This is a genomic window from Lacisediminihabitans sp. FW035, assembly GCF_054880895.1.
The window spans coordinates 2,510,583-2,529,878 of sequence record NZ_CM142187.1 but is presented as its reverse complement, the minus strand read 5'-3'; the positions used below and the strand labels follow the sequence as shown (position 1 = coordinate 2,529,878).

Annotated in this window: 18 protein-coding genes and 1 tRNA gene; 7 read left to right on the top strand and 12 right to left on the bottom strand. The window is 63.7% G+C overall.

All coding sequences use genetic code 11. The features are described 5' to 3' along the window. Positions 1-9: 9 nt before the first annotated feature. The 5 genes from ACVXZ4_RS12070 to ACVXZ4_RS12050 form a co-directional block, all read right to left on the bottom strand. Positions 10-858, bottom strand: coding sequence for a carbohydrate ABC transporter permease (locus ACVXZ4_RS12070; RefSeq protein ID WP_461795084.1), 849 nt, complete (start codon positions 856-858; stop codon positions 10-12). Then, positions 855-1,814, bottom strand: a complete 960-nt coding sequence (locus ACVXZ4_RS12065) for a carbohydrate ABC transporter permease (protein ID WP_461795083.1) — start codon at positions 1,812-1,814, stop codon at positions 855-857. Before ACVXZ4_RS12065 ends, ACVXZ4_RS12070 begins: the two co-directional genes overlap by 4 nt. Before the next feature lies 1 nt (position 1,815). Then, complete coding sequence (locus ACVXZ4_RS12060) at positions 1,816-3,162, bottom strand: extracellular solute-binding protein (RefSeq protein ID WP_461795082.1); 1,347 nt, start codon at positions 3,160-3,162, stop codon at positions 1,816-1,818. A gap of 57 nt (positions 3,163-3,219) precedes the next feature. After that, the gene (locus ACVXZ4_RS12055) at positions 3,220-4,395 is read right to left on the bottom strand and encodes an ROK family transcriptional regulator (RefSeq protein ID WP_461795081.1); all 1,176 of its coding nucleotides are present in this window, start codon (positions 4,393-4,395) and stop codon (positions 3,220-3,222) included. Between the two features lie 107 nt (positions 4,396-4,502). Next, complete coding sequence (locus ACVXZ4_RS12050) at positions 4,503-5,771, bottom strand: ArgE/DapE family deacylase (protein ID WP_461795080.1); 1,269 nt, start codon at positions 5,769-5,771, stop codon at positions 4,503-4,505. Positions 5,772-5,847: 76 nt separating this feature from the next. Here ACVXZ4_RS12050 and ACVXZ4_RS12045 point away from each other — a divergent pair, with 76 nt between their 5' ends. Together ACVXZ4_RS12045 and ACVXZ4_RS12040 are read left to right on the top strand one after the other, a co-directional pair. Beyond that, positions 5,848-6,519: a DUF1294 domain-containing protein gene (locus ACVXZ4_RS12045; protein ID WP_461795079.1), complete on the top strand. Its 672-nt coding sequence runs from the start codon at positions 5,848-5,850 to the stop codon at positions 6,517-6,519. 85 nt (positions 6,520-6,604) lie between these two features. Then, a complete protein-coding gene (locus tag ACVXZ4_RS12040) occupies positions 6,605-6,787 on the top strand; it encodes a hypothetical protein (RefSeq protein WP_461795078.1) in 183 nt (60 codons plus the stop codon). Positions 6,788-6,821: 34 nt separating this feature from the next. On the opposite strand, the gene ACVXZ4_RS12035 is transcribed toward ACVXZ4_RS12040, so the two are convergent. The 6 genes from ACVXZ4_RS12035 to ACVXZ4_RS12010 form a co-directional block, all read right to left on the bottom strand. Continuing rightward, positions 6,822-6,983 (bottom strand): hypothetical protein, encoded by a 162-nt coding sequence (locus ACVXZ4_RS12035; protein ID WP_461795077.1) that lies wholly within the window; start codon positions 6,981-6,983, stop codon positions 6,822-6,824. 739 nt (positions 6,984-7,722) lie between these two features. After that, positions 7,723-8,073, bottom strand: a complete 351-nt coding sequence (locus tag ACVXZ4_RS12030) for a YciI family protein (RefSeq protein ID WP_461795076.1) — start codon at positions 8,071-8,073, stop codon at positions 7,723-7,725. A gap of 117 nt (positions 8,074-8,190) precedes the next feature. Then, a complete protein-coding gene (locus ACVXZ4_RS12025; RefSeq protein WP_461795075.1) occupies positions 8,191-8,553 on the bottom strand; it encodes a nuclear transport factor 2 family protein in 363 nt (120 codons plus the stop codon). 934 nt (positions 8,554-9,487) lie between these two features. Beyond that, positions 9,488-10,690 carry an MFS transporter gene (locus tag ACVXZ4_RS12020; protein ID WP_461795074.1) on the bottom strand — a complete coding sequence of 401 codons (1,203 nt, stop codon included), beginning with the start codon at positions 10,688-10,690 and terminating at the stop codon, positions 9,488-9,490. 150 nt (positions 10,691-10,840) lie between these two features. Further along, positions 10,841-11,860, bottom strand: coding sequence for a LacI family DNA-binding transcriptional regulator (locus tag ACVXZ4_RS12015; protein ID WP_461795073.1), 1,020 nt, complete (start codon positions 11,858-11,860; stop codon positions 10,841-10,843). A gap of 1,352 nt (positions 11,861-13,212) precedes the next feature. Further along, positions 13,213-13,701 (bottom strand): hypothetical protein, encoded by a 489-nt coding sequence (locus ACVXZ4_RS12010; protein WP_461795072.1) that lies wholly within the window; start codon positions 13,699-13,701, stop codon positions 13,213-13,215. 944 nt (positions 13,702-14,645) lie between these two features. On the opposite strand from ACVXZ4_RS12010, the gene ACVXZ4_RS12005 reads away from it, so the two are divergent. Genes ACVXZ4_RS12005 through ACVXZ4_RS11995 form a run of 3 tightly spaced genes read left to right on the top strand, consistent with a single transcriptional unit; the run spans position 14,646 to position 17,126 of the window. Beyond that, positions 14,646-15,473 (top strand): hypothetical protein, encoded by an 828-nt coding sequence (locus ACVXZ4_RS12005; protein WP_461795071.1) that lies wholly within the window; start codon positions 14,646-14,648, stop codon positions 15,471-15,473. A gap of 38 nt (positions 15,474-15,511) precedes the next feature. Continuing rightward, a complete protein-coding gene (locus tag ACVXZ4_RS12000) occupies positions 15,512-16,099 on the top strand; it encodes an ATP-binding cassette domain-containing protein (RefSeq protein ID WP_461795070.1) in 588 nt (195 codons plus the stop codon). Then, entirely contained in the window at positions 16,089-17,126 is a 1,038-nt protein-coding gene (locus ACVXZ4_RS11995) for a hypothetical protein (RefSeq protein ID WP_461795069.1), read from the top strand. Before ACVXZ4_RS12000 ends, ACVXZ4_RS11995 begins: the two co-directional genes overlap by 11 nt. Before the next feature lie 426 nt (positions 17,127-17,552). Here the strand turns inward: ACVXZ4_RS11995 and ACVXZ4_RS11990 are convergent. Continuing rightward, positions 17,553-17,624, bottom strand: a tRNA-Arg gene (locus ACVXZ4_RS11990). A 68-nt stretch (positions 17,625-17,692) separates the two neighbouring features. Here ACVXZ4_RS11990 and ACVXZ4_RS11985 point away from each other — a divergent pair. Continuing rightward, positions 17,693-18,355 carry a pyridoxine/pyridoxamine 5'-phosphate oxidase gene (locus tag ACVXZ4_RS11985; RefSeq protein ID WP_461795068.1) on the top strand — a complete coding sequence of 221 codons (663 nt, stop codon included), beginning with the start codon at positions 17,693-17,695 and terminating at the stop codon, positions 18,353-18,355. Between the two features lie 145 nt (positions 18,356-18,500). Further along, positions 18,501-19,295, top strand: coding sequence for a transglutaminase-like domain-containing protein (locus ACVXZ4_RS11980; RefSeq protein WP_461795067.1), 795 nt, complete (start codon positions 18,501-18,503; stop codon positions 19,293-19,295). The last annotated feature ends 1 nt before the right edge of the window (position 19,296 follow it).

Here is a 19,296-nt window from a genome sequence, read left to right as displayed (position 1 = left end):
CCGTGTTCCTTAGCCTTTGACGCCGGTGAGCGTGATGCCCTCGACGAAGATCTTTTGTGCGAAGAAGAAGATGACGACCACCGGCACCATCACGAGGATGGTCATGGTCATCGTGATGCTCCAGTCGGTGCCGTGCACGCTGCGGAAGCTCGCCAGCCCGTAGGCCACCGGCCAGGCCGCGGAGTTTTCCGAGGTGTAGAGCAGTGGTCCGTAGTAGTCGTTCCACGAGTTGAAGAACATGAAGAGCCCGGCCGCGGCGATTCCCGGGCGCGCCATCGGGATGATCACCCGCAGCAGCACGGCCCATTCGCTGCAACCGTCGATGCGCGCGGCATCCGCGTACTCCTTCGGGATCGTCAGGAAGAACTGGCGCAGCAGGAAGATCGAGAACGCGTCCCCGAGCAGGTTCGGCAGGATGAGGGGCCAGAGGGTTCCGGTGAGATGCAGTTGCGACCACATCACGTAGATCGGGATCGCGGTCACCTGGGGCGGTAACAGCATCGCCACGATGATGCAGAGGAAGAGCGCACCGGATCCGCGGAATCGGATGCGCGCGAGCGCGTACGCGGCCGGAACCGAGGAGACCAGCATGAATGCCGTCGCGAGCACGGCGTACAGTGCCGAATTGCCGAACCACTGCACGAGCGGCACCGTCTGGAACACGCGCAGGTAGTTCTCCCAGTGCCAGGTGGTGGGGATGAGCGACGCGGTGAGCGCCTGCTTGTCCGACATCAGCGAGGTCAGGAAGACGAACGCGATCGGGGCAATGAACAGCACGCCGATGGCGACGAGGATGGCGTGCTCGCCGATCCAGCCGAGTACCCGGCGGCGGGCGCGGGGTACGGTGACGACAGTCATGACGCCTCCTCCGGGGTGAACGCCCTCACTCGGCGCAGCAGAACGAGCAGCACGACGCTCGCGACCACGAACAGCACCACGGCCAGCGCGGAGGCGTAGCCGAGCTGGTAATTGCTGAAGCCGCGCACGTAGAGCCACTCCGTGTAGGTGAGCAGCGAGTTGTCGGGATAGCCGATGGTGGCCCCGCCACCTTCGCCGACAGTCGCCCGGCCGGAGGCGACGCTCGACGCGACCGCCGCCTCGGTGAAGTACTGAAGGGCCGCAATGACCCCGGTGACCACGGAGAACACCAGCACCGGCACGATCGCGGGGAGGGTCACGTACCAGCCTTTCTGCCAACTCTTCGCGCCATCCAGCGAGGCCGCCTCGTAGAGCTCCTGCGGCACGTCGAGAAGAGAAGCGAGGAAGATGATCATCACGTCGCCCATCACCCACACGCCGAGAAGCAGCAGCGAGGGTTTGGACCACGCCGGATCGTTGAACCAGAGCGGGCCGTGGATACCGATGGCCTTGAGGATCAGGTTGACCGGCCCGGTGCCCGGGTTGAACAGGAACACGAAAGCCACGACGGCGGCCACCGGTGGCACCAGCGCGGGCAGGTAGAACAGGGTGCGCCAGAAACCGGATGCCCGTTTCGCCCGCACAAGGAGCCAGGCCACCCCGAGGGCGGTCAGGATGCGTACCGGCACCAGGATCCCCACGAACCAGAGCGTGTTCCCGGCCGCCTGCCACACATTCGGGTCCTGGGTGAACAGATAGATGTAGTTGCGCAGGCCTATCCACTGCGGCGGCGACACCAGGTCGAAGCGCGTGAACGAGTAATACACGGAGGCGATGAGCGGGTACACGAAGAAGATGAGCAGCCCGAGGATGGCGGGCGCCAGCATCCCGAGCACGGCCCAGCGGCGCGGGCGCCGGCGTTGGAGCACAGAGCCCGCCGTGGTGGTGGCCGTCACGCTACGGTCCGGTGGTCAGGGCGATGGAGGCGTCGATATCCTTGTCGACCTTGGCGAGCCCCGCGGCCAGGCCAGTGCCCGATCCCGACTGGTACTTGTGCCAGTAGTCCTCGAACGATTGCTGGTAGCCGGCACCGACGGGGCTCGGGGGAGTCGTGCCTGAGTTCTTGTTCGCCACGATGTCGAGGAAGGTCTGGAATTGCGGGGTGACCTCGAGGTCGGGGGAGGAGAGGGCGGCCGTCGTCGTCGGCACGTTCTTGAGGCCGTTGGAGAGCTTCACGATCGCCCCGGTGTCGGTGGTGAGGTACTTGAGCAGCGCCCAGGCGGCTTCGGGGTTCTTCGCGCCCTTGGAGATGCCGGCGATGTTACCGGTGATGTAGCCGCCGCCGTAGAGGTCGGTGTGGTCATCCGCGGTCGGCATCGGCGCCGTGCCGTAGTCCAGGTCTGGAGTCTGGTCGTCGATGAACGCCGTGCGGTACTCGCCGTCGAGGTTCATGGCCACCTGGCCGGTCTGGAACGCGTTGTCGGCCGAGAATTCCTGGCCGAGCCCGGAGGTGAAGGCGTTGACCTTGTCGTACCCGATCGCATCGATGAAGCCCTTCTGCCATTTCATCAGCTCGGTCCAGGCCGGGTCCCCTCCGATCGCCGAGTTGCCGTTCTTCTTCAGCCAGGTCGCTCCGGCGAGCGGGCCGAAGTGGGAGGCGGCGTTCTCGTAGAAACCCATCATCGGGTTGAACCCGAGGGTCTTGATCGAGCCGTCGGCGTTGTAGGTCGTAAGCGCGAGCGCCATCGTCTTGAGCTCGCCGAGGGTCTGGGGCGGCTCGGTGAAGCCCCCAGCCGCGAGCAGCTTCTTGTTGTAGTACAGCCCGTAGTCGTCCGCGAGAACCGGCATGCTGCAGCGGGTGCCCTTGTATTCCGTGTAGCTGCGGACCGTGTCGCTGAACTGGCTGAGATCGACCTTGTCACGGGTGATGTACGGCCCGAGGTCGCGGAAGGCGCCGCTGCTGCAGAAGTTGCCGACGATGTCGGTGGAATAGGAGAGTCCGAGGTCGACGGAGTTGCCGGCTGCGATGGCCTTCTGCAGCTTCTCGTCGTCCTGCCCGCTGTGCACGTCGACCTTCACGCCGGGGTTCGCCTTCTCGAAGTCGTCGACGACCGACTGCACGACCTTCGCCTCCCGGTCGGAGAAGAAGTGCCAGAAGCTCACCGTCCCCGTGAGTTTCGCCGGCGCGGTGGCATCGATCGCGGTGTTCGTCGCGGCGGCGGAACAGCCGGAGGCGACGAGTGTGACGGTCGCCGCAAGGGCGAGGAAGGATGCGACGCGGCGTCGCGGAGATGGACGGTTCATGTTCGTGACCTCACTGTGGGCGGACTCTGTAGCGGGATGGATGGATGGATGGACGGATCAGGGCAGGGTGTTCAATTCTGTGAAAAGGCGTTCTCGCACCTGCTTCACGAGGGTGTGCCGGGCGCCACGCAGTACTGGATCGCCCGAGACCGCGGAGGCGCGGATGCGCGGTCGCCACGGCTGGTCGCGTTCGATCTGAGATCGCACGAGGGTCGCGAGCTGGTCGCCGCCGGCGATGCCGATGGGCCCGCCGATCACGACGACCTCCGGATCGAGGATCGCGAGCACCGGCACGATGCCGAGGGCGATGCGGGGAGCCATCTCGGCGAAGACCGCGCCACGCCGGGGGTGGTCGGTGAGGGCGAGAGCGATGCTGCGGGCATCCGTCCCCTCCACTCCATGTCGCCTCGCGATCTCGATGATCGCCGGCCCACCGATGAGGTCCTGGAGATCAGTGGCGTCGGGATCGATATCGGCGGCCACGCGGGGCACGGGCAGATAGCCGATCTCGCCGGCACCTCCCGCGCTGCCTCGGTGGACAGTGCCGTCGAGGTCGACGGCGAGACCGAGCCCGTCGTCCATCCACAGAAGCGCGAAGCTGGAGGCCCCGGCGCCAGCACCCTCCGACCGTTCGGCGATCGCGGCGAGGTTGACGTCGTTCTCGATGTGCACGGTTCGTCCAAGGAAGGCCTCGAGCTGTCGTCGCACGCCGGTGCGGGGCCAGCCCGGCAGCGTGTCGATGAACGACAGCTCGTCGGTGCGCGGGTTGACCGACCCCTGCACTCCCACGCAGACAAGGCGCACCGTCGAGGTGCTCGTCGCACTGGCGAGACTCGCGGCATCGATCGCGCCGCGGATGTCGGCGACCGCGGACCGGTCGTCATTGCCGGAGAGACGGGTCTCGACCACCGGGTGTTCGGTGCCTTGGGCATCGACCACCGTCGACCGGATGACCGATTCGTTGATATCGATCGCCACGCCGAGTACGCGGTCTGGCCGCACCCCGTAGCTCACGGCGTTCGGTCCCCGTCCGCCGGAGATCTCGCCGACCACCTGGATGAGACCTGCGCTCTCGAGCCGGGAGACGATCTGCGAGGCTGTGGGCTTCGACAGGCCCGAAAGCTGCCCGATGGCGTTGCGAGTGAGAGTCCCGTGCTGCAACAGCAAAGAGAGCGCGGTGCGGTCGTTGGTCTCGCGCAGCCATGCCGGGGTTCCCGGGACGGTTGTCGACATCGGCTCTCCTGAGTTCGACGCGAATCATTGATTCACGAGTGCGCCGAATATATCAGTAAAGTTTCCTAACAGTAAAGAGGGTCCGCGCAATACTGGGGGAATGCGGCTCAGAAATGTGCCTCGCAGCGCCGGACGGCCAGCACGGTCAGCGCCCGGGCCACCGCCACCAGTTCGGTGATGGCCACCTGCTCACGCGGCGCGTGGGCGAACCTGACGTCTCCCGGACCGAAGTGGAGGGTCGGGATTCCGCCGACTCCCGAATACAGCCGCAGGTCGCTTCCGTAGGGGGCGGCGGTGCGCTCCGGAACCCGGCCGGTCAGGCTCGAGATGGCGCCCGACACCTCCCCGATGAACTCGTGGTCGTCATCGATCCGACCACTCGAGAACTGTCCGCCTGGCCAGGTCACGGTCACCGGGTTATCCCGCAGCCAGGGGTCGGCGATGCTCGCGGTCGTGATCGCCTCCTCGAATGCCGCGCGGGCATCGGCCGGCTCCTCGTCGAGGATCACACCGAGTCGGCCCTCGGCGACCAAGAGGTCGGGAACACTCGAGGCCCAATCGCCGGCCCGCACGCGGCCGATGGAGATCGGGTAGGGCAACGTCGTCGTGAGAAATCGCGGGTCGGGCCGCGCATTCCGCTCAGCCTCCAGCGCGCCGATCGCCACGGCGATGGGCAGGAAGGCGTCGAAAGCACTCCTCCCCTCGAGCCGGGTGCTGCCGTGCGCTGCGCGCCCCGGCACGGAGATCGCGAACGTGAGGGCCCCGGCGCAGGCCGTGACGATGCGATTGCTGGTCGGTTCGGTGAGCACGGCCGCGTCGCCGCCGTGGCCGCGCAGCATCGTGCCGAAAGCGCCGACGCCACCGTCTTCCTCGCTGATGACGGAGTGCACCGCCAGTGGGCGTTCGAGCGTTGCCCCGGATGCCCGGATCGCCCGGAGCACGGCGAGGTTCGCCACCACTCCCGCCTTCATGTCGCAGGCACCACGCCCGTGAACTACGCCGGCACTGATCGAGCCGCTGAACGGATCGCCGTCGTGCCATCGGTCGAGATCGCCGGTGGGCACCACGTCCACGTGCCCCTGAAGCACGAGCGCCGGGTATCCGGGACCGGTCATGCCGACGACTCCGTAGCCTTCGGTGCGACCGGTCTCCTCTCCGGGAAATCTCGGGTCGGCGCGCAGGGCCGGCATATCGAACTTCCAGGTATCGACCTCGAGGCCCGCATCGCCGAGTATTTTCGCGTGTGTGTGCTGGAGGTCGGATTCGGCATCCGTCCCGGTGATGCTCGGCACCCGGATGAATGCGACGAGGCTCTTCACGAGCAGCTCTTCGTCGAGGTGCTCGAGTACTCGGGATTCGATGGTGGTGAGGCTCATGCACACACTGTGCCACGGTCGAGAACATCTCCGTTTCCTTTCGAACTTCACGGTCGACGCCGGATAACATCGATGGATGGTTGACGGCGACGGTGGCACTCGCGTCACCGGCACCCTCACCTCGTGGAACGACAATCGCGGATTCGGGTTCCTCACCACGGATGTCGGCGACCGGCGCGTCTTCGTGCACATCTCCGCCTTCCCACGGTCGTCGGTGCGACCGCTGCTCGGCGAACCTGTCAGTTTCGAGATCGAGACGGCTTCCGACGGCCGGTCGGTGGCTCGAAGAGTCACTGTCGAGAGGATGGCGCAGGCTCCGCCACCGGAGGCGGCTCCGCTGCCCCGCACTACCGCCGTGCAACGGATGCTGCGGGGTCGACGCCCGGCATCGTTCGACTATCTGGCGATTGTGGCGTTCTTCATGGTGTACGTATTCGTGAGCGTCGTCTGGCCGATGCCACCCTGGGTACTCGGGGTGTACCTCGTCACGAGCATCCTCTCCTTCGTCGTCTACGCGGTCGACAAGAGGGCGGCCACGAGCGGTGGATGGCGTATTTCCGAAAGTTCACTGCTCGCGCTCGGCATCATCGGCGGGTGGCCTGGGGCGATCATCGGCCAACAGGCATTCCGCCACAAGACGCGCAAAGCCGGGTTCCGGTCGGCTTTCTGGGGCACGGTGCTGCTGAACGTGCTCGCCTTCGTGACCTTCAGCGCAGTGCTCTCCGAGCGTCTTCATGGCGCCAACTGACACCTATTCGCAGGCTCTGGCGAGTATTATTCTGTCGACCACGGAAGATCTCTCCTTTCACTCTTCCGGCTGAGGACGGTTCACGATGACGACCAAAGAAGAAATGCAGGACACCAGCGTCGGCGAAAAGCTGCAAGACGCGGTCGACCGGGCCGGCGAGCTCTACCAGGCTGGTCCCAACACCCTCAATCGCAAGATCAACGAAGTAGACACCGTGCTCGGCGCGGCCGTCGAGGCCATCCAGGAGCTCGACGAGCGCACGTCCTGACCGGCTCTTTTGCAACTCCTTCTCGCGGCCTCGTTCAGGCCGGGAAGTCGACCGAAGAGAGCCCTACCGAATGGCCGACGGGCCACTGAGTGAGCTCCACACGGTAGCCGTCCGGATCGACGGCCCACGATGTTTGCGGACCATGATCCCCGCCGGGGAGCTTGAGCATGGTGAGCGAGCCGTCGATATGTGTCACTCGCACGCCTGGATGAAGGGTTCGCATGCATCTCCACTCGCACCGTGTGGAGGACTCGGATCAGTCGCCTCAGCTCATCGGATGCCGAACACGACCAGTGCGCCGGCGCCCGCCACACACATCATCCCAACGATCGATGCCGCCACAAAGAGCATGCGCTCCTTCATCTTCACTCTGCCTTCTTGTCGTGCCCGAGTGAGGCGGCTCTGGCTGCCCCTTCCGCCACGCTGCACAGGTCAATTTCGAGGAAGGCACAACACGATTGCCGGGTGCTCATGTTGTGCCTTCCCGCGCGAGCATCGGGTCACTCGCGCAGCGAACACCGGCACAGGGCACCCGGGCGCCTTTCGGGGTGCGTCAGGGAAGCGATCTGCGGGTGGACCTTATCCCGTCGAAGGGGTTCGACGGGATGAACCCAACCTAGGTCGAGTCCCCCAAAAAGGGGACCCCTTGACAAAACGGCTAGTCCGCGACATGCCTTTGCCCAAGTCGGGTCGAAGGGCTCTGTTGAGGAATGCGGCCGCGGTGAAGTTGTGTGTTAGGTCCGGGGCTTGCTCGTCAGCATCCGGGGCTCACCGGGCCGATTGAGGCGCGCCGTCAGATCGGCCTTCACGGCGGAGAGACACCACTCCGCGCCCGGAAGGTGCAGTGTGTCCGTAGGCCAGCTCGAAGGGTTGCGCGGCGCGCTTGTCAGCGGCCATTGATGGAGGGCGGCGACGTGAGTCTCCGGTACATCGGGCTATCGCTCTACCAGCCCACCACTGTCTACCGGCCGCACCTCGACTCCGCCGCGGCCGTTCCGCACCGCCGGATTGGTAGCAGCGATTGCCAGCGCGGCATCAAGGTCCGGCGCTTCGATGACATAGAAACCGGCGATGATCTCCTTGGAGTCCACAAACGGACCCTCGGTGATACCACTGGCGCGAATAGACCTCGCCATGATGCGGGGTGTGAGGGCATAGGCCAGGAGCATCGAGCCGGATCCCGCCAGTTGATCGGCATGCTGGTCGTTGTCTTCCCGCTCCATTGACTCTGAGCCCGGCACGTGCGCCGAGTCGGCACCATAAATGAGAACGGCGTAGTGCGCCATTGATTTGTCCCTTCCGCTAGTGCTGTATTCCTACACCTCTACGTCGAACAATGTCAGCAAAATCGACGGCAGTAAGAAACTCTCGTGAGGCGAACGACATGCGTCGGCCCCGGAGGTTCAACCCCCGGTTATTTCGAGGATCGTCTTGATGGCCACCACTCGTCCGTCTCGGATGGTGAGGATATCGAGGCCACGAGCGACTGGTTGATCGGCCGGGCCGAGTGTCCAAGAGAGTGCCGCCGTGTCGCCGCCCAGGTATTTGGGCCCGGCCTCCTGAAACGAGAAGTCGGTGGGAACGCGTGCCAACAGGGATTCGGCGGCTTTCCCGACTGCATCCCACCCTGTCTGTGTTCCCTCGGGATCGGTGAACACGACATCTTCGGCGTAGAAGTTCTCGATAGCCGCCCGTCGCCGATCAGGGTTTCGCTCGTTGAACACGTCGTACAGGTTGGCGTGAAGCAGCTCACTTGGAGTTGGCATCATTTCTCCTTCGTCGGTGGTGTGGCTGATTTATTTGAGGTGAGGATTCAACAGAACTGTCGGCCGTTCTCAGCGATGCTTCCGCCGTGCGCCGCCTGCGCAGTCTCCTTCGTATCAGGAGCAGTGAGCCGATTGCAACGGCGATGACGAGCGTGGTGGAAGCGGGTCGGGTCGGCGGGCATTGGGAACTCGACCACGACAACGCGTCTGAGGAGCGATTCGACGGACAAGTCGGATGATTTTTCTCCTTAAGTAGCGGCCCGAGACCGGGCCGCACTACGTCGGGACGTCAATTCTTGAGGGCATGCACTATGACTCCGAGGTCACTCGTACACCGCGTTAGACCTTCGAGTGTCTGATCCGCGCGGGGCTCACTACTTACGAGATGACCGCCTTGCTTACGGATCCTCTCACGCCATGCCGCGACGATTTCCTAGAGCCGACTGGGCGGGCGCATCCTTCAGGGGTGAAGCGTGCCAGCCGCTCCACCGAGACGAGACCTCGCCGTGAGTCGGACGATCAACGGGCGGTATTTCTCGGCGGCGCAATGGCACGTCCGAGACCACTTTTCGACCGGATCGGCCGCCCGTAAGTGGAACGACCGGTGAAGCGCAGCTCTGCGCGGTCACGCTTATTCACTGCGTTATCCCGGTGCAGTTTTCCTGACCCGCCCGCCACTCTGGAGGCCAAATGGTGCGAGAGGTCAGACGAGGGTGGGCAGTTGCTCCCCGTCGAGACCGTGTTGATCGAAGCGGCCCCTCACGACGAAGACATTGGGCCCCTTCCGTTCACACACTTCACTGCGGCGAGGGTGGCGGTGTCGACTCGGAGGGCAAGGTCTTCCTTACGAACGCCCTGCTCGTGCGGGTGTCGCGGATGGGGTGACCAATCCGGTGGGCGGATGAGTAGCTCTGTGAAGGGGTCATTGCATGGTTTAGCTCTTGGCGAGTCGCTGGGAGTCCGTGTCGGCGGTCGGCGCGCCCGCTTGTGGGTGGGTGGCGAGGGAACCGGCGGCAATGAATGCGACCGCCAGTAGCACCACGACAAGCCAGAACGAGTTGAGGAGGCCAACAGCTTCCGACAGGTTGCCGATGATGGGTGGGCCGGCCAAGTTGGCGAGGTAGCCAATTGAGGCGACTGCGCTGACTCTCGCGGCCCCGTTCGGGCCACTCTCGGCTGCCGCCGACATTCCGAGGGGAAATCCCATGGAGACACCCACCGCCCACAGCACTACCCCGATCAACACCAACCACACAGGGCCGCCAACTATGAAGATCACCAGGCCGGCAACCCCGATGGCTGTCGTCAGCCGAATGGTCGCGACCCGGCCGATTCGATCGACGACAGGACCGCCGGCAACCCGGGCGGCCGTTTCGGAGATCGCGAAGACGGTGAAGAACAATGCTGCGATCGTCTCGGTTTGCCCGTGACCGTCGCTGGCTGAGAGTGACAGCCAACTGTTCGCGGTGCCCTCGCCGAGTTCCGCGCCGAGCATGACGAGGCCGATCAAAAGAAGACGCGGGTCAAGGAGACGCCGCACCGATTGTCTCAGGCGCACCCACCATGAGGTGCCGGCTGAGAGGTCGGTCGGCACCGCCTCTGCAGCAGGGACGTGCAGGTACCGGGTGGCGGCAAGGCCCGCGATGGCAATCAAGGCAGCCTCGGCGAGGAACTGCCACACGAAGTCGATGCCCAGGGCTGCCGAGGCGGCGCCGATCCCGGACCCGACGACTGCTCCAGCGGACCAGGCGGCGTGAAGGAGAGGCATGAGGGTCTTTTCGGCGGCCTTTTCCACCGCAGCACCTTGAACGTTGATCATGACGTCGAAGCTTCCGACGCCAACGCCCACGACGATGAACCCGACGGTAGTGGCAGGCACCGACGCGGCGAATCCCGCACCAGAACCCACGATGGCGATCCCGGTGGCGATGAGAACCGCAGCGCTTCCGATAGCCCTCTTCGGACCCAGACGCGCCAGAGCGTGCGACGACAATCCGACACCAGTGATCGAACCGATCGTGACTCCCGCTAAGGCGAGACCGACGAGGCCGTCCCCGATGCTCAGGGAGTCTCGAATGCTCAGCAGACGAGGTCCCCATGTCGCCAGCGCGACACCGCCCAGGGCGAAGAGCACCATGACCGCATTTCGCCACGAAGGAACGCCTCGAAAGGAGACGGGAGGGTGGTTGGTGTGGTTGCCGTGAACGTTCACGGTTAGGACGTTATCAGAGTGGACAGGGGGCGTCCAGCCGAATGGGGCTCGGACTTAGAGGCGTTTCGCAATCGCTTAGCCGGAGTGCCGCAGAGTGAGCGTAAGAGGAACGGCGCTGAGGGTGGACGACGTTCCTTGAGGAATGTCGTCGTATAGGGCGCTAGCCAGAGCGGTCAGTGCAGACGAGGCGAGAAGCGATTTGTTGATGGAGAGGGTGCTCAGCTCCGGGGTGACGGCACGCCCCATGGCCAACCCGTCGATTCCGATGACGGCGATGTCGCTCGGTACGTTCTTGCCCGCTGCGGCGAGGGCTTTCAGGGCACCTATGGCCATGATGTCGTTATAGACCAGGAGTGCGTCGACGCCGGGCCAGCCTGCCAGCACGTCGCGGGCTGCTCGGGCGCCTCCGTCCAGAGACTCCTCGCCCGCGAACTCGGGTCGGTCAAGGCGTGGAAGCCCCATCGTCTCGACGAGATGGCGATAGAGGTTCAGCCTGTCGCGGGGACCTTCTGTGGAGTTGATGAATGCAATGTTCCTCCGCCCGGTCGCGTGCAGGTGGTGGAGGGCATCGGCCATCGCGGGGGCGAGGTCCAGCACGACACGAGCGTCAATGCGTGGGTGTTCGGGTCCGTCCAGCATGACGATCGGCATTCGAAGCCCGGCGCCCTCTAAAACGTCTTCGGGAAGAAGGGACAGGGTGTCGCTGCGGCACCCGGTGAGTACGACCGCGTCGACTCCCTGCACCATTGAGGCCACTTGTTCGCGGCCCCGAATCGGGTCTGAGCCGACGTCGCAGAGCAGCAAACTCCAGTCCCGCTCAGCGGCCTGGCGAGAAAGGATTGACGCCAGCTCCGCGAAGTAGGGGTTGCTGAGGTCATCGATGATCAGCCCCACGGTCGTCCGGCGTCCCTGGACCAGACTTTGCGCCGCCCGGTTGGGACGGTAGTTCAAGGTTCGGGCGGCCGCGATGACCCGCTCTTTCGTGGAGGGTTTCACGTCGGCGAGATCGTTCAGTGCACGAGTCACCGTCTGGCGAGAGACCCCCGCAAGCTCGGCCACGTCGATGATCGTGGCCCGAGCAGACGAGGAAGACATACGGCGAGGCTAGTTCCCCTTAGAGATCACCGCTCGCTCCACAGCTTTTATCACGACTCCGCAGCGCTACAGCCCACCCCGGCGGGTGATCGTTGGTATCCGAAAGCCAACCTGTAAACCGCCGCGACTGGGATCAGCGTTGCCGGCGCTGATGACACGGTGGGTATCGAGCGGCTAGAGCTTCTTGACCATTTCACATTCGTTCTTGCTGGAGTCGAGGTTGTACGGGACGGTGTGACCCGTGGCCACGAAACCTCGGCGTTCTTAGGCTTTTCCTGCGCGAGAGTTCTCTTCGTGCACATGGAGAGTCGACTGGTCACGCTCGGTGCGTGCCCAATCATCGATGGCCGCGAGCAGTGCATCAGTCAGTCCTGACTCGCTTGCAGGAAAATCGGGGGCTACATTAACGCCCACGAGAAGGGGACCGGTGTCGTGATCTGGTCGAATCCGGCCATGGTCCCACCCAGCGCCCAGATTCGGCGATTGCAGCGATCGCGATGCCATGATCGCTTGCGCCGCGCCGCCCGCGCATCCTCCACTCAGCCTCGTCGTGGCTCAGCGCTTCCTCAAGCGATTCAGCAAATGCCGTCGGGGTATCGCGAATCATTTCCAAGCGCAGATGACGAACCTCACGTCAGTCAGCATTGGTTGTTGATCGGATCGAGAATGGGTGTGTGCTCACCGCAGTGAGCCTAACTCAGGGCGCGGAGCGCGGTCCGAGGAGGAAGCTTTAGAGGGCTGAGTCTCCCGTTGGAACCTCGCGGATACTCGAGTCCGGTGCGCTGGGTTCACGGGCGGGCCACGTCACGAGCAGGAACGCTGCGAACGGACCCAGGAACAGTGTCAGCAGAAACCACGTCCAAGCAGATCGACTGCGCGTGCGAGCGTATCCGCCGGCGAGAATCGCGACGGTCAACCAGACGAGTCCGACGGCAGAATTGTCCCAAGTCATGCGGCGACGCTAGCACGAGGATTCTTCACCGGATTTTGCGAGATATTGCCAGACCGAATGCCCGCAAGCCGGACGATCACCGGACGGGATTTCGCCGGGTTCCTCGAGGCCGATTCCGGGGCGTATTTCGCCATTTTGGGTGCCCGCAAGCGGAACGCTCTACGGACGCCCGGCGATTCTTCGTCAGGAACGCCGAAGCTGGACCTTCCTACGCGCGAATTGCAATGAGAAATACAACGATCCGGATCACCAATTCTCCGAGCAGACCGCCAATGGCTTTGCGTCAAAGGAGGATCCGATGAGCCCGATGAATACGATTCCATTGACCACTGCTGGCCGCCGACTAGTCGATCGGTGAAGGAGCCAACGAACCGACGGCAGAAAGCCCACGACTTTGCGTTCAGCCCTGCGGGTATATCCGTTTGTAGCAGTTGGCCGCGTCGATATGGGCCTGTTGAAGCTGCTCGTACCGAGCTTCTTCCGTTTTCTTCGGTGTGATTCCCTTTTCGTTTAGGCACACGCCGTATGACTTGGCCTGGTTTGATGTGTCTTCTCGGCTAGCCTGCCACACCCCATCCACCCACTGGAACTCTTTCGTGTAACACGAGTCGTTGAGTTTGCCGGCTGCAGCTGGAACACCGTACTGGATGACCTCATTCACAGCGTCGTTTTCCATCACTACGAATCCACCTTTGGCAAGGCAGGCGGAGAATCGGCGGAATGACGCCTGATACTCGTCATTGGTGACGGTGCCGTCTGCGAGCACGCCACGCTGAGCCGATGAGATTGGGGCGTTTTGAGGGACCGTAATTCCCCAGAGTGGCTGCTCCGATCGTGGCAGCGCGGTCGAATTTGCACAACCGGCGAGCGTCATGATCGCGGCGAGCATTATAGGCACCGCTACCCTCTTCACCCAAGTGACGCTAGCACCGCCTAAGGACAAATCATGTCCTCATTAAGGCCGTCTTTCGCACGCAGGATATTCGGAATGGTCTCCGGCTCATATATTCACTAAAAAAGAAAGGGAGACTCAATGAAGCGTCGAACACAGCGGTTGATTGCCATGGCATCGACGGGGATAGTCGGACTGGCGCTCGTCGTCGGGGTGGCGGGACCTGCCAGTGCAGCACTCGTGAGCCAGCAGCACCCTAGTTGCGCAGCCTCGGGTACCTACTATGCGAAGCTGTTTACAGATCACTCGGAATCCGTGCGCGACTCGATAGGCGGATGTGGCACGTACTACGCCGCTATGACCTAACTACTACAACGGGATCAAGTACTGGACCGGATATGCCTCCAGCACCACTGACGCGATTCAGAATCCTCCGTACTCGCCAGGGTCGAACAGTAGGCACAAGACATCGGCGTCGACGGTGGTGATATCGCTTCCCTAGGTACCGTAAACCGGTCCGGTCGCCCAATGAAGTATGCCGTTTCTGCAATCGTGACCGGGCCGTTCGGCGGCGAGCAATATTGAGATCGGATGTCTGTGCGGACCCCAAGGATGCTCGCCGATGTTAGATTTCTGACGCGATGAGGATGTCAAAGGGTGATTCCGCGAGCGGGCGACCGCGGAGTGGGATTGCGTTCGTGCTTCCACTGGTGGCGCTGTGGGTCGTTCCAGTGCTACTTTTCGTTGCCTTAGTGCCATTCTCGCAATCCATGGAGTCCACTGCTCTTGCAGCGCGCGCGCCGGTAACCGTGGCGGTTGGATCCCGACTCGATGCTTCACGACAGGCCGTTGACGTTACCGCGGTAACCTCGGCCTCCTCGCAGGTGAAGTCGGCAATATCGGGTCTTGTAACTGCCGTCAGGGTTGCACCAAATTCGCCGATGGTGAACGGAACTCCACTCATCGATGTCAGTGGCACCACGATCCGCGCGTATATTGAACCGTCCCCGCTGTTCCGGGACCTGAGCGTCGGAGCGAAGGGTGACGACGTAAGCCAGCTCGGGAGTTTCCTTGCGTCGCTGGGTCTACTCCCGGCTGCTTCGGTCTCGTCGACATACGGGCGCTCCCTGGCCGCAGCAGCCTCTGCCTACGCGAAATCCATCGGTGTCACGCCGAACGGGGTCTTCAGCGCGGCCAACGTGGCTTGGGTCCCCGCCGACTCAACTTCGGTCGGAGTTGTGAAGGTGCGAGTTGGCGACACCGTTGGTGCCGGTGATGTCCTTATCGAAAGCGCCGGAGTGCCGACCTCAGTGAAATTCGTCGTGTCCGGAGGAGGTAGCCAAAAACCAACCGTTCCGACGGGCACGCTCAGACTGACGTCTGGCTCCGCTCACGTCGATATCGAGTCTCTATCGCTCACACCGGCAGAGAGCTCCAGTGTGCTGGGCTTGCTTGTGGCGGCCACGACATCAGGCACCGTCAGCGCTACCACCCAGGGCAGTCAAACGATATATTCAGGCGCCGTGCTGTCCGTCGCATCGCCAGCGCGGGTTGGCGTCGTGCCGAGCGGATCGATCTATTTGACCGGTAGCGATGTCGCCTGCGTGTTCGTTGCTGCATCAAAGACCTATCGGAGTATTCGGCTGTCAGCACCGGACCTGATCAGGGGCGAGCTTGGCTCGGTGGCCGTACCAACGACCTTGATCGGATCTCGGGTAGTCCGAGACCCATCGGCCCTGCCGCCGACGGTGCGCGCCACATGCAAGTGATTGTGACCGAGGGCCGACTGTCCTTCGGAGATCGACGCGTGCTTGAGGGAGTAGATGCAACCTTCAACAATGCACGTGTCACCGCGCTGGTTGGGCCGTCGGGCAGCGGCAAGTCGACCCTTCTCGCGGTGATGGCAGGCTATCAACGCCTCGATAGCGGCAACGTTTCTTTTGTGAACGATGACGGCGAATTCACCGCTCCCGACCCTGCCCTGGTTGCCTGGGTGCCTCAGGGAGCAAACGCGCTCGGCACTCGAACAGCGCTGGACAACGTAATGATCGCGCCACTGGCCGAGGGCCGGGGACTCGCCGCCTCCCATGCGATCGCCGAAAGAGCACTGACGGACGTCGGTTTGCTTTCCCGCGCGAACGCGGGGGCACGCGTGCTCTCCGGCGGCGAACTCCAACGGGTAAGTTTCGCGCGAGCACTCGCGACCTCGAAGCCGCTGATCTTCGCGGATGAACCCTCTGCGAGCCTGGATGCAGCGAACACCTATGTACTCGCCGAGCTTCTCATCGGCCTTCGTAGTCGGGCGACAATCATCGTCGCCACGCACGATCCGATACTTATCAATGCTGCGGAGGCAGTAGTGTCACTGCGGTCGGAGCACACCAATGCAGCGTGACCGATGGGCGCCTGGACAGCTCGCTCGCGAGGCGGCCAAGAACGTCTTTTCACTGCAATCGCGCTTGTACGGCGTGCTTGTCTTCGCGACGATCGTCGGGGTAGCGATTCCGCTCTATGCCGCCTGGGAATCGGTGCAGTTACGCGAACAACTCGCCCAGGAAGCACAGTCTGGTCGCGGTGTTTTCGTCCTAGCCGCGGCCGATGAGAATTCCCCGGTCGCCATTGACCGGGCGTCGTGCGAGGCGCTCAGTAAGGACCCGGACGTGCTTTCCTCGGGATTGCTTATCAGCGCTGGTTCCTCCGACTTTGTGCAGGTCGGGACTGACATCCCCGTCATCGAAGCGAGCCATACGCTCTTGCCAACTCTGGATGTCAGTGGCGCAGTGGTAGGCGCGGCGCTGCGAGATACGGGGCAGCGATTCACATTGCGAATGCCGGATGGCACCATCCAGTCCGCGTCGGTGGGCGATAGCCAGCCCGACGTCATCGGCACGAATTCCGCGATCGTCGTCGGTCTGCCACCTGCGATTCGAACCGGCAGTCGCTGCTTCGTGAAGATCAGTGCACTAGCCAGCGAGCCGGCGGTGTCGTCGCGCGTCACCGCTGAACTCCAGTCAACCGGCGGGCCAGTCTCTGCCAGCTACAGATTCTCTGAGCCGCGCGATCCCGTGACAGTTTTCCTCAATCGGCCCGAGCGTTTCCTCCCTCTCATACTTGCGATCGCAGGTGCAATCACCGCCGGAGCCCTTAACCGTCTCCGCACCGGGGAGTGGGCCGCCTACAGAATGTCGGGCACATCCCCCCGCTCGCTCGCCCTCATCCAGCTCATCGAGCAGTTCGCGATTGCGGGTTGCCTCGTTCTCGCAACCGCACTCGCATCGGCGGCGCTCACACCCAGCCTCATCGACCCAGCAGCAACAATACTGATCGGAGTGGCTAGCGGCGCACTATGGACGATGATCGCCACTCTGATCGGAATCGATCTGCCGTTCCGCAAACCTACCGACCTAGCCAAAGACCGCTAACGCAGCTAGGAACCGCTCATGGTTTGGTTGACCGGGGTGACGGGTGTTCTGTCTATGGCGGAATGGAAGCGTTTGGTATACGCAACGCTCACCTTGGGCACATCGCCGCTGCCAAAAGTTTTCGAGTATCGCGGCTGCCCGTAAGACGGACGTCTAGCGCGACAGTTCCGCTGCCCGTAGAGCCACCGTCAACGGGTGGCGATTGTGCGTCACTTTGGAACCGTTGACGGAAATTCATAGGCAGTGCTTGGGAATCGTAGGCCTAGATCGGCCGCGGTGTCCGTATGACCCGCCCGCATGAAATTCGCAGTGGGGTGCGTCAAACGCGACAAGGGGATTTAGTGCTTCGGGATCTCGGAAGCACCCGTAAACCGCGCTGTGCGGTTTAGATGTCAAAATCCGAAATGACCTGTCACGTGACAACAGTGCCCCCAGGCAGATTCGAACTGCCGCCCCTGCCTCCGGAGGGCAGTGCTCTATCCCCTGAGCTATGGGGGCTCAAGTGCAGGTCTACGTTACCAGCCCGCTGCCAGCCGCACTGTCGGCCCGAAACGTAGGCTGCAGCCATGACCGATGCCTCCTGGCGCGACCGCCTGCGCGCGCTGACCGTTTTCAGCGGCCAACTGCCGACCTTCGATACGGATGCCGCCCCGGCAGATCCCACAGCCCTGCTCGAAGAATGGTTGGGGTTCGCCCTCGAGTCGGAAGTGTCGCAGCCCCACGCCATGACCCTCGCCACCGTAAGCGGTGAGGGCGCGCCATCCGCTCGCACACTGCTGCTTAAGGATGTGACTCCCGAGGGCCTGTGGTTCGCCACCCTCTCATCGAGCCCCAAGGGTCGCGATCTGGCTGCGAACCCGCGCGCCGCACTGCTGCTGTATTGGCGGGAACAGGGCCGGCAGATCCGGGTGGTGGGCGATGTGGAGCCGGGGTCCCGCGAGCTCGCCCGCATCGACTTCCTGAAGCGGCATCCCAACGCCCGGGCCATCGCGGCGGGCGGGCAGCAGAGCGAGCCGTTGCCGGCGACGGATGCGGAGTACGACTCCGCTGTGAGTTCGGCGCGTGAGCGGATCGATGCCGATCCGGACTATGTTCCTGACGAATGGCAGGCCTACCTCGTGCGGCCGGTGGAATTCGAATTCTGGCAGGCCGCGCGCGAGCGTGACCAGCTGCGCCTGCGGTATCGGCGGGACGGCGGCCGCTGGGTGCGCGACCTCCTCTGGCCGTAGCTGCCCCTTCCACGGGCGATCGCGGACAAACAGGGTCGGCACGCCGGCCAGGATAGTCCGTGATGGCCCGGAATCGTGCCGGGCGAGCAACCCCGCAACATCCCCACGTCATCAGCCGGTAACACCTGCGTGGCAGGATCGACGCATGCTCCGTAACGTCGCCGCCCGCCTCGAACTCGACATCGCCGGACGCACCGATATGGTGCTCAGTCTCGCGGTTGCGCAGGGCGCCACCCTCACATCCGAGCGCCTCGACATCAGCCTTGACGGGGTCACGCTCCAGCCGAAGGAACTCGTGGACCGCCACGGCTCCCGCCTTCACCAGCTGATCAGCGCCGGAGGTCGCATGACCATCGACTACGCGGCCGAGGTGATCGGGCAGTCGCTCTCGGCGACGGCGGACGACCTCGACACCATCATCTACCTTCGCCCGAGCCGCTACTGTGAGTCCGACACGCTGCTTCCCACCGCGTCATCCGAATTCCGCGGCCTCACCGGGTTCGTGCTGCTCAACGCCGTCAGCAGCTGGGTGCACGACCGCCTCTACTATGTTCCGGGATCGAGCCGGGTCACGGATGGCGCGGTGGGCACGCTGCTCGCCCGCCAGGGGGTCTGCCGCGACTACGCCCACCTCGTGATCGCGCTGCTTCGTGCGATCGACGTGCCCGCCCGAATGGCCGCCGTCTACGCGCCCGGGCTCAGCCCGATGGACTTCCACGCGGTCGCAGAGGCGTTCGTCGACGGCAACTGGCATGTGGTGGATGCCACGGGGCTCGCGCCGCGCCAGAGCCTCCTGCGCATCTCTACCGGTCGCGATGCGGCGGACATCGCCTTCCTCACCAACCATTGGGCCAATCTCACGCTGCTCGACCTGCAGGTGCTCGCGATCGTCGACGAGCTTCCGGCAGACGATTTCCAGCAGCAGGTGCAGCTGCGCTGAG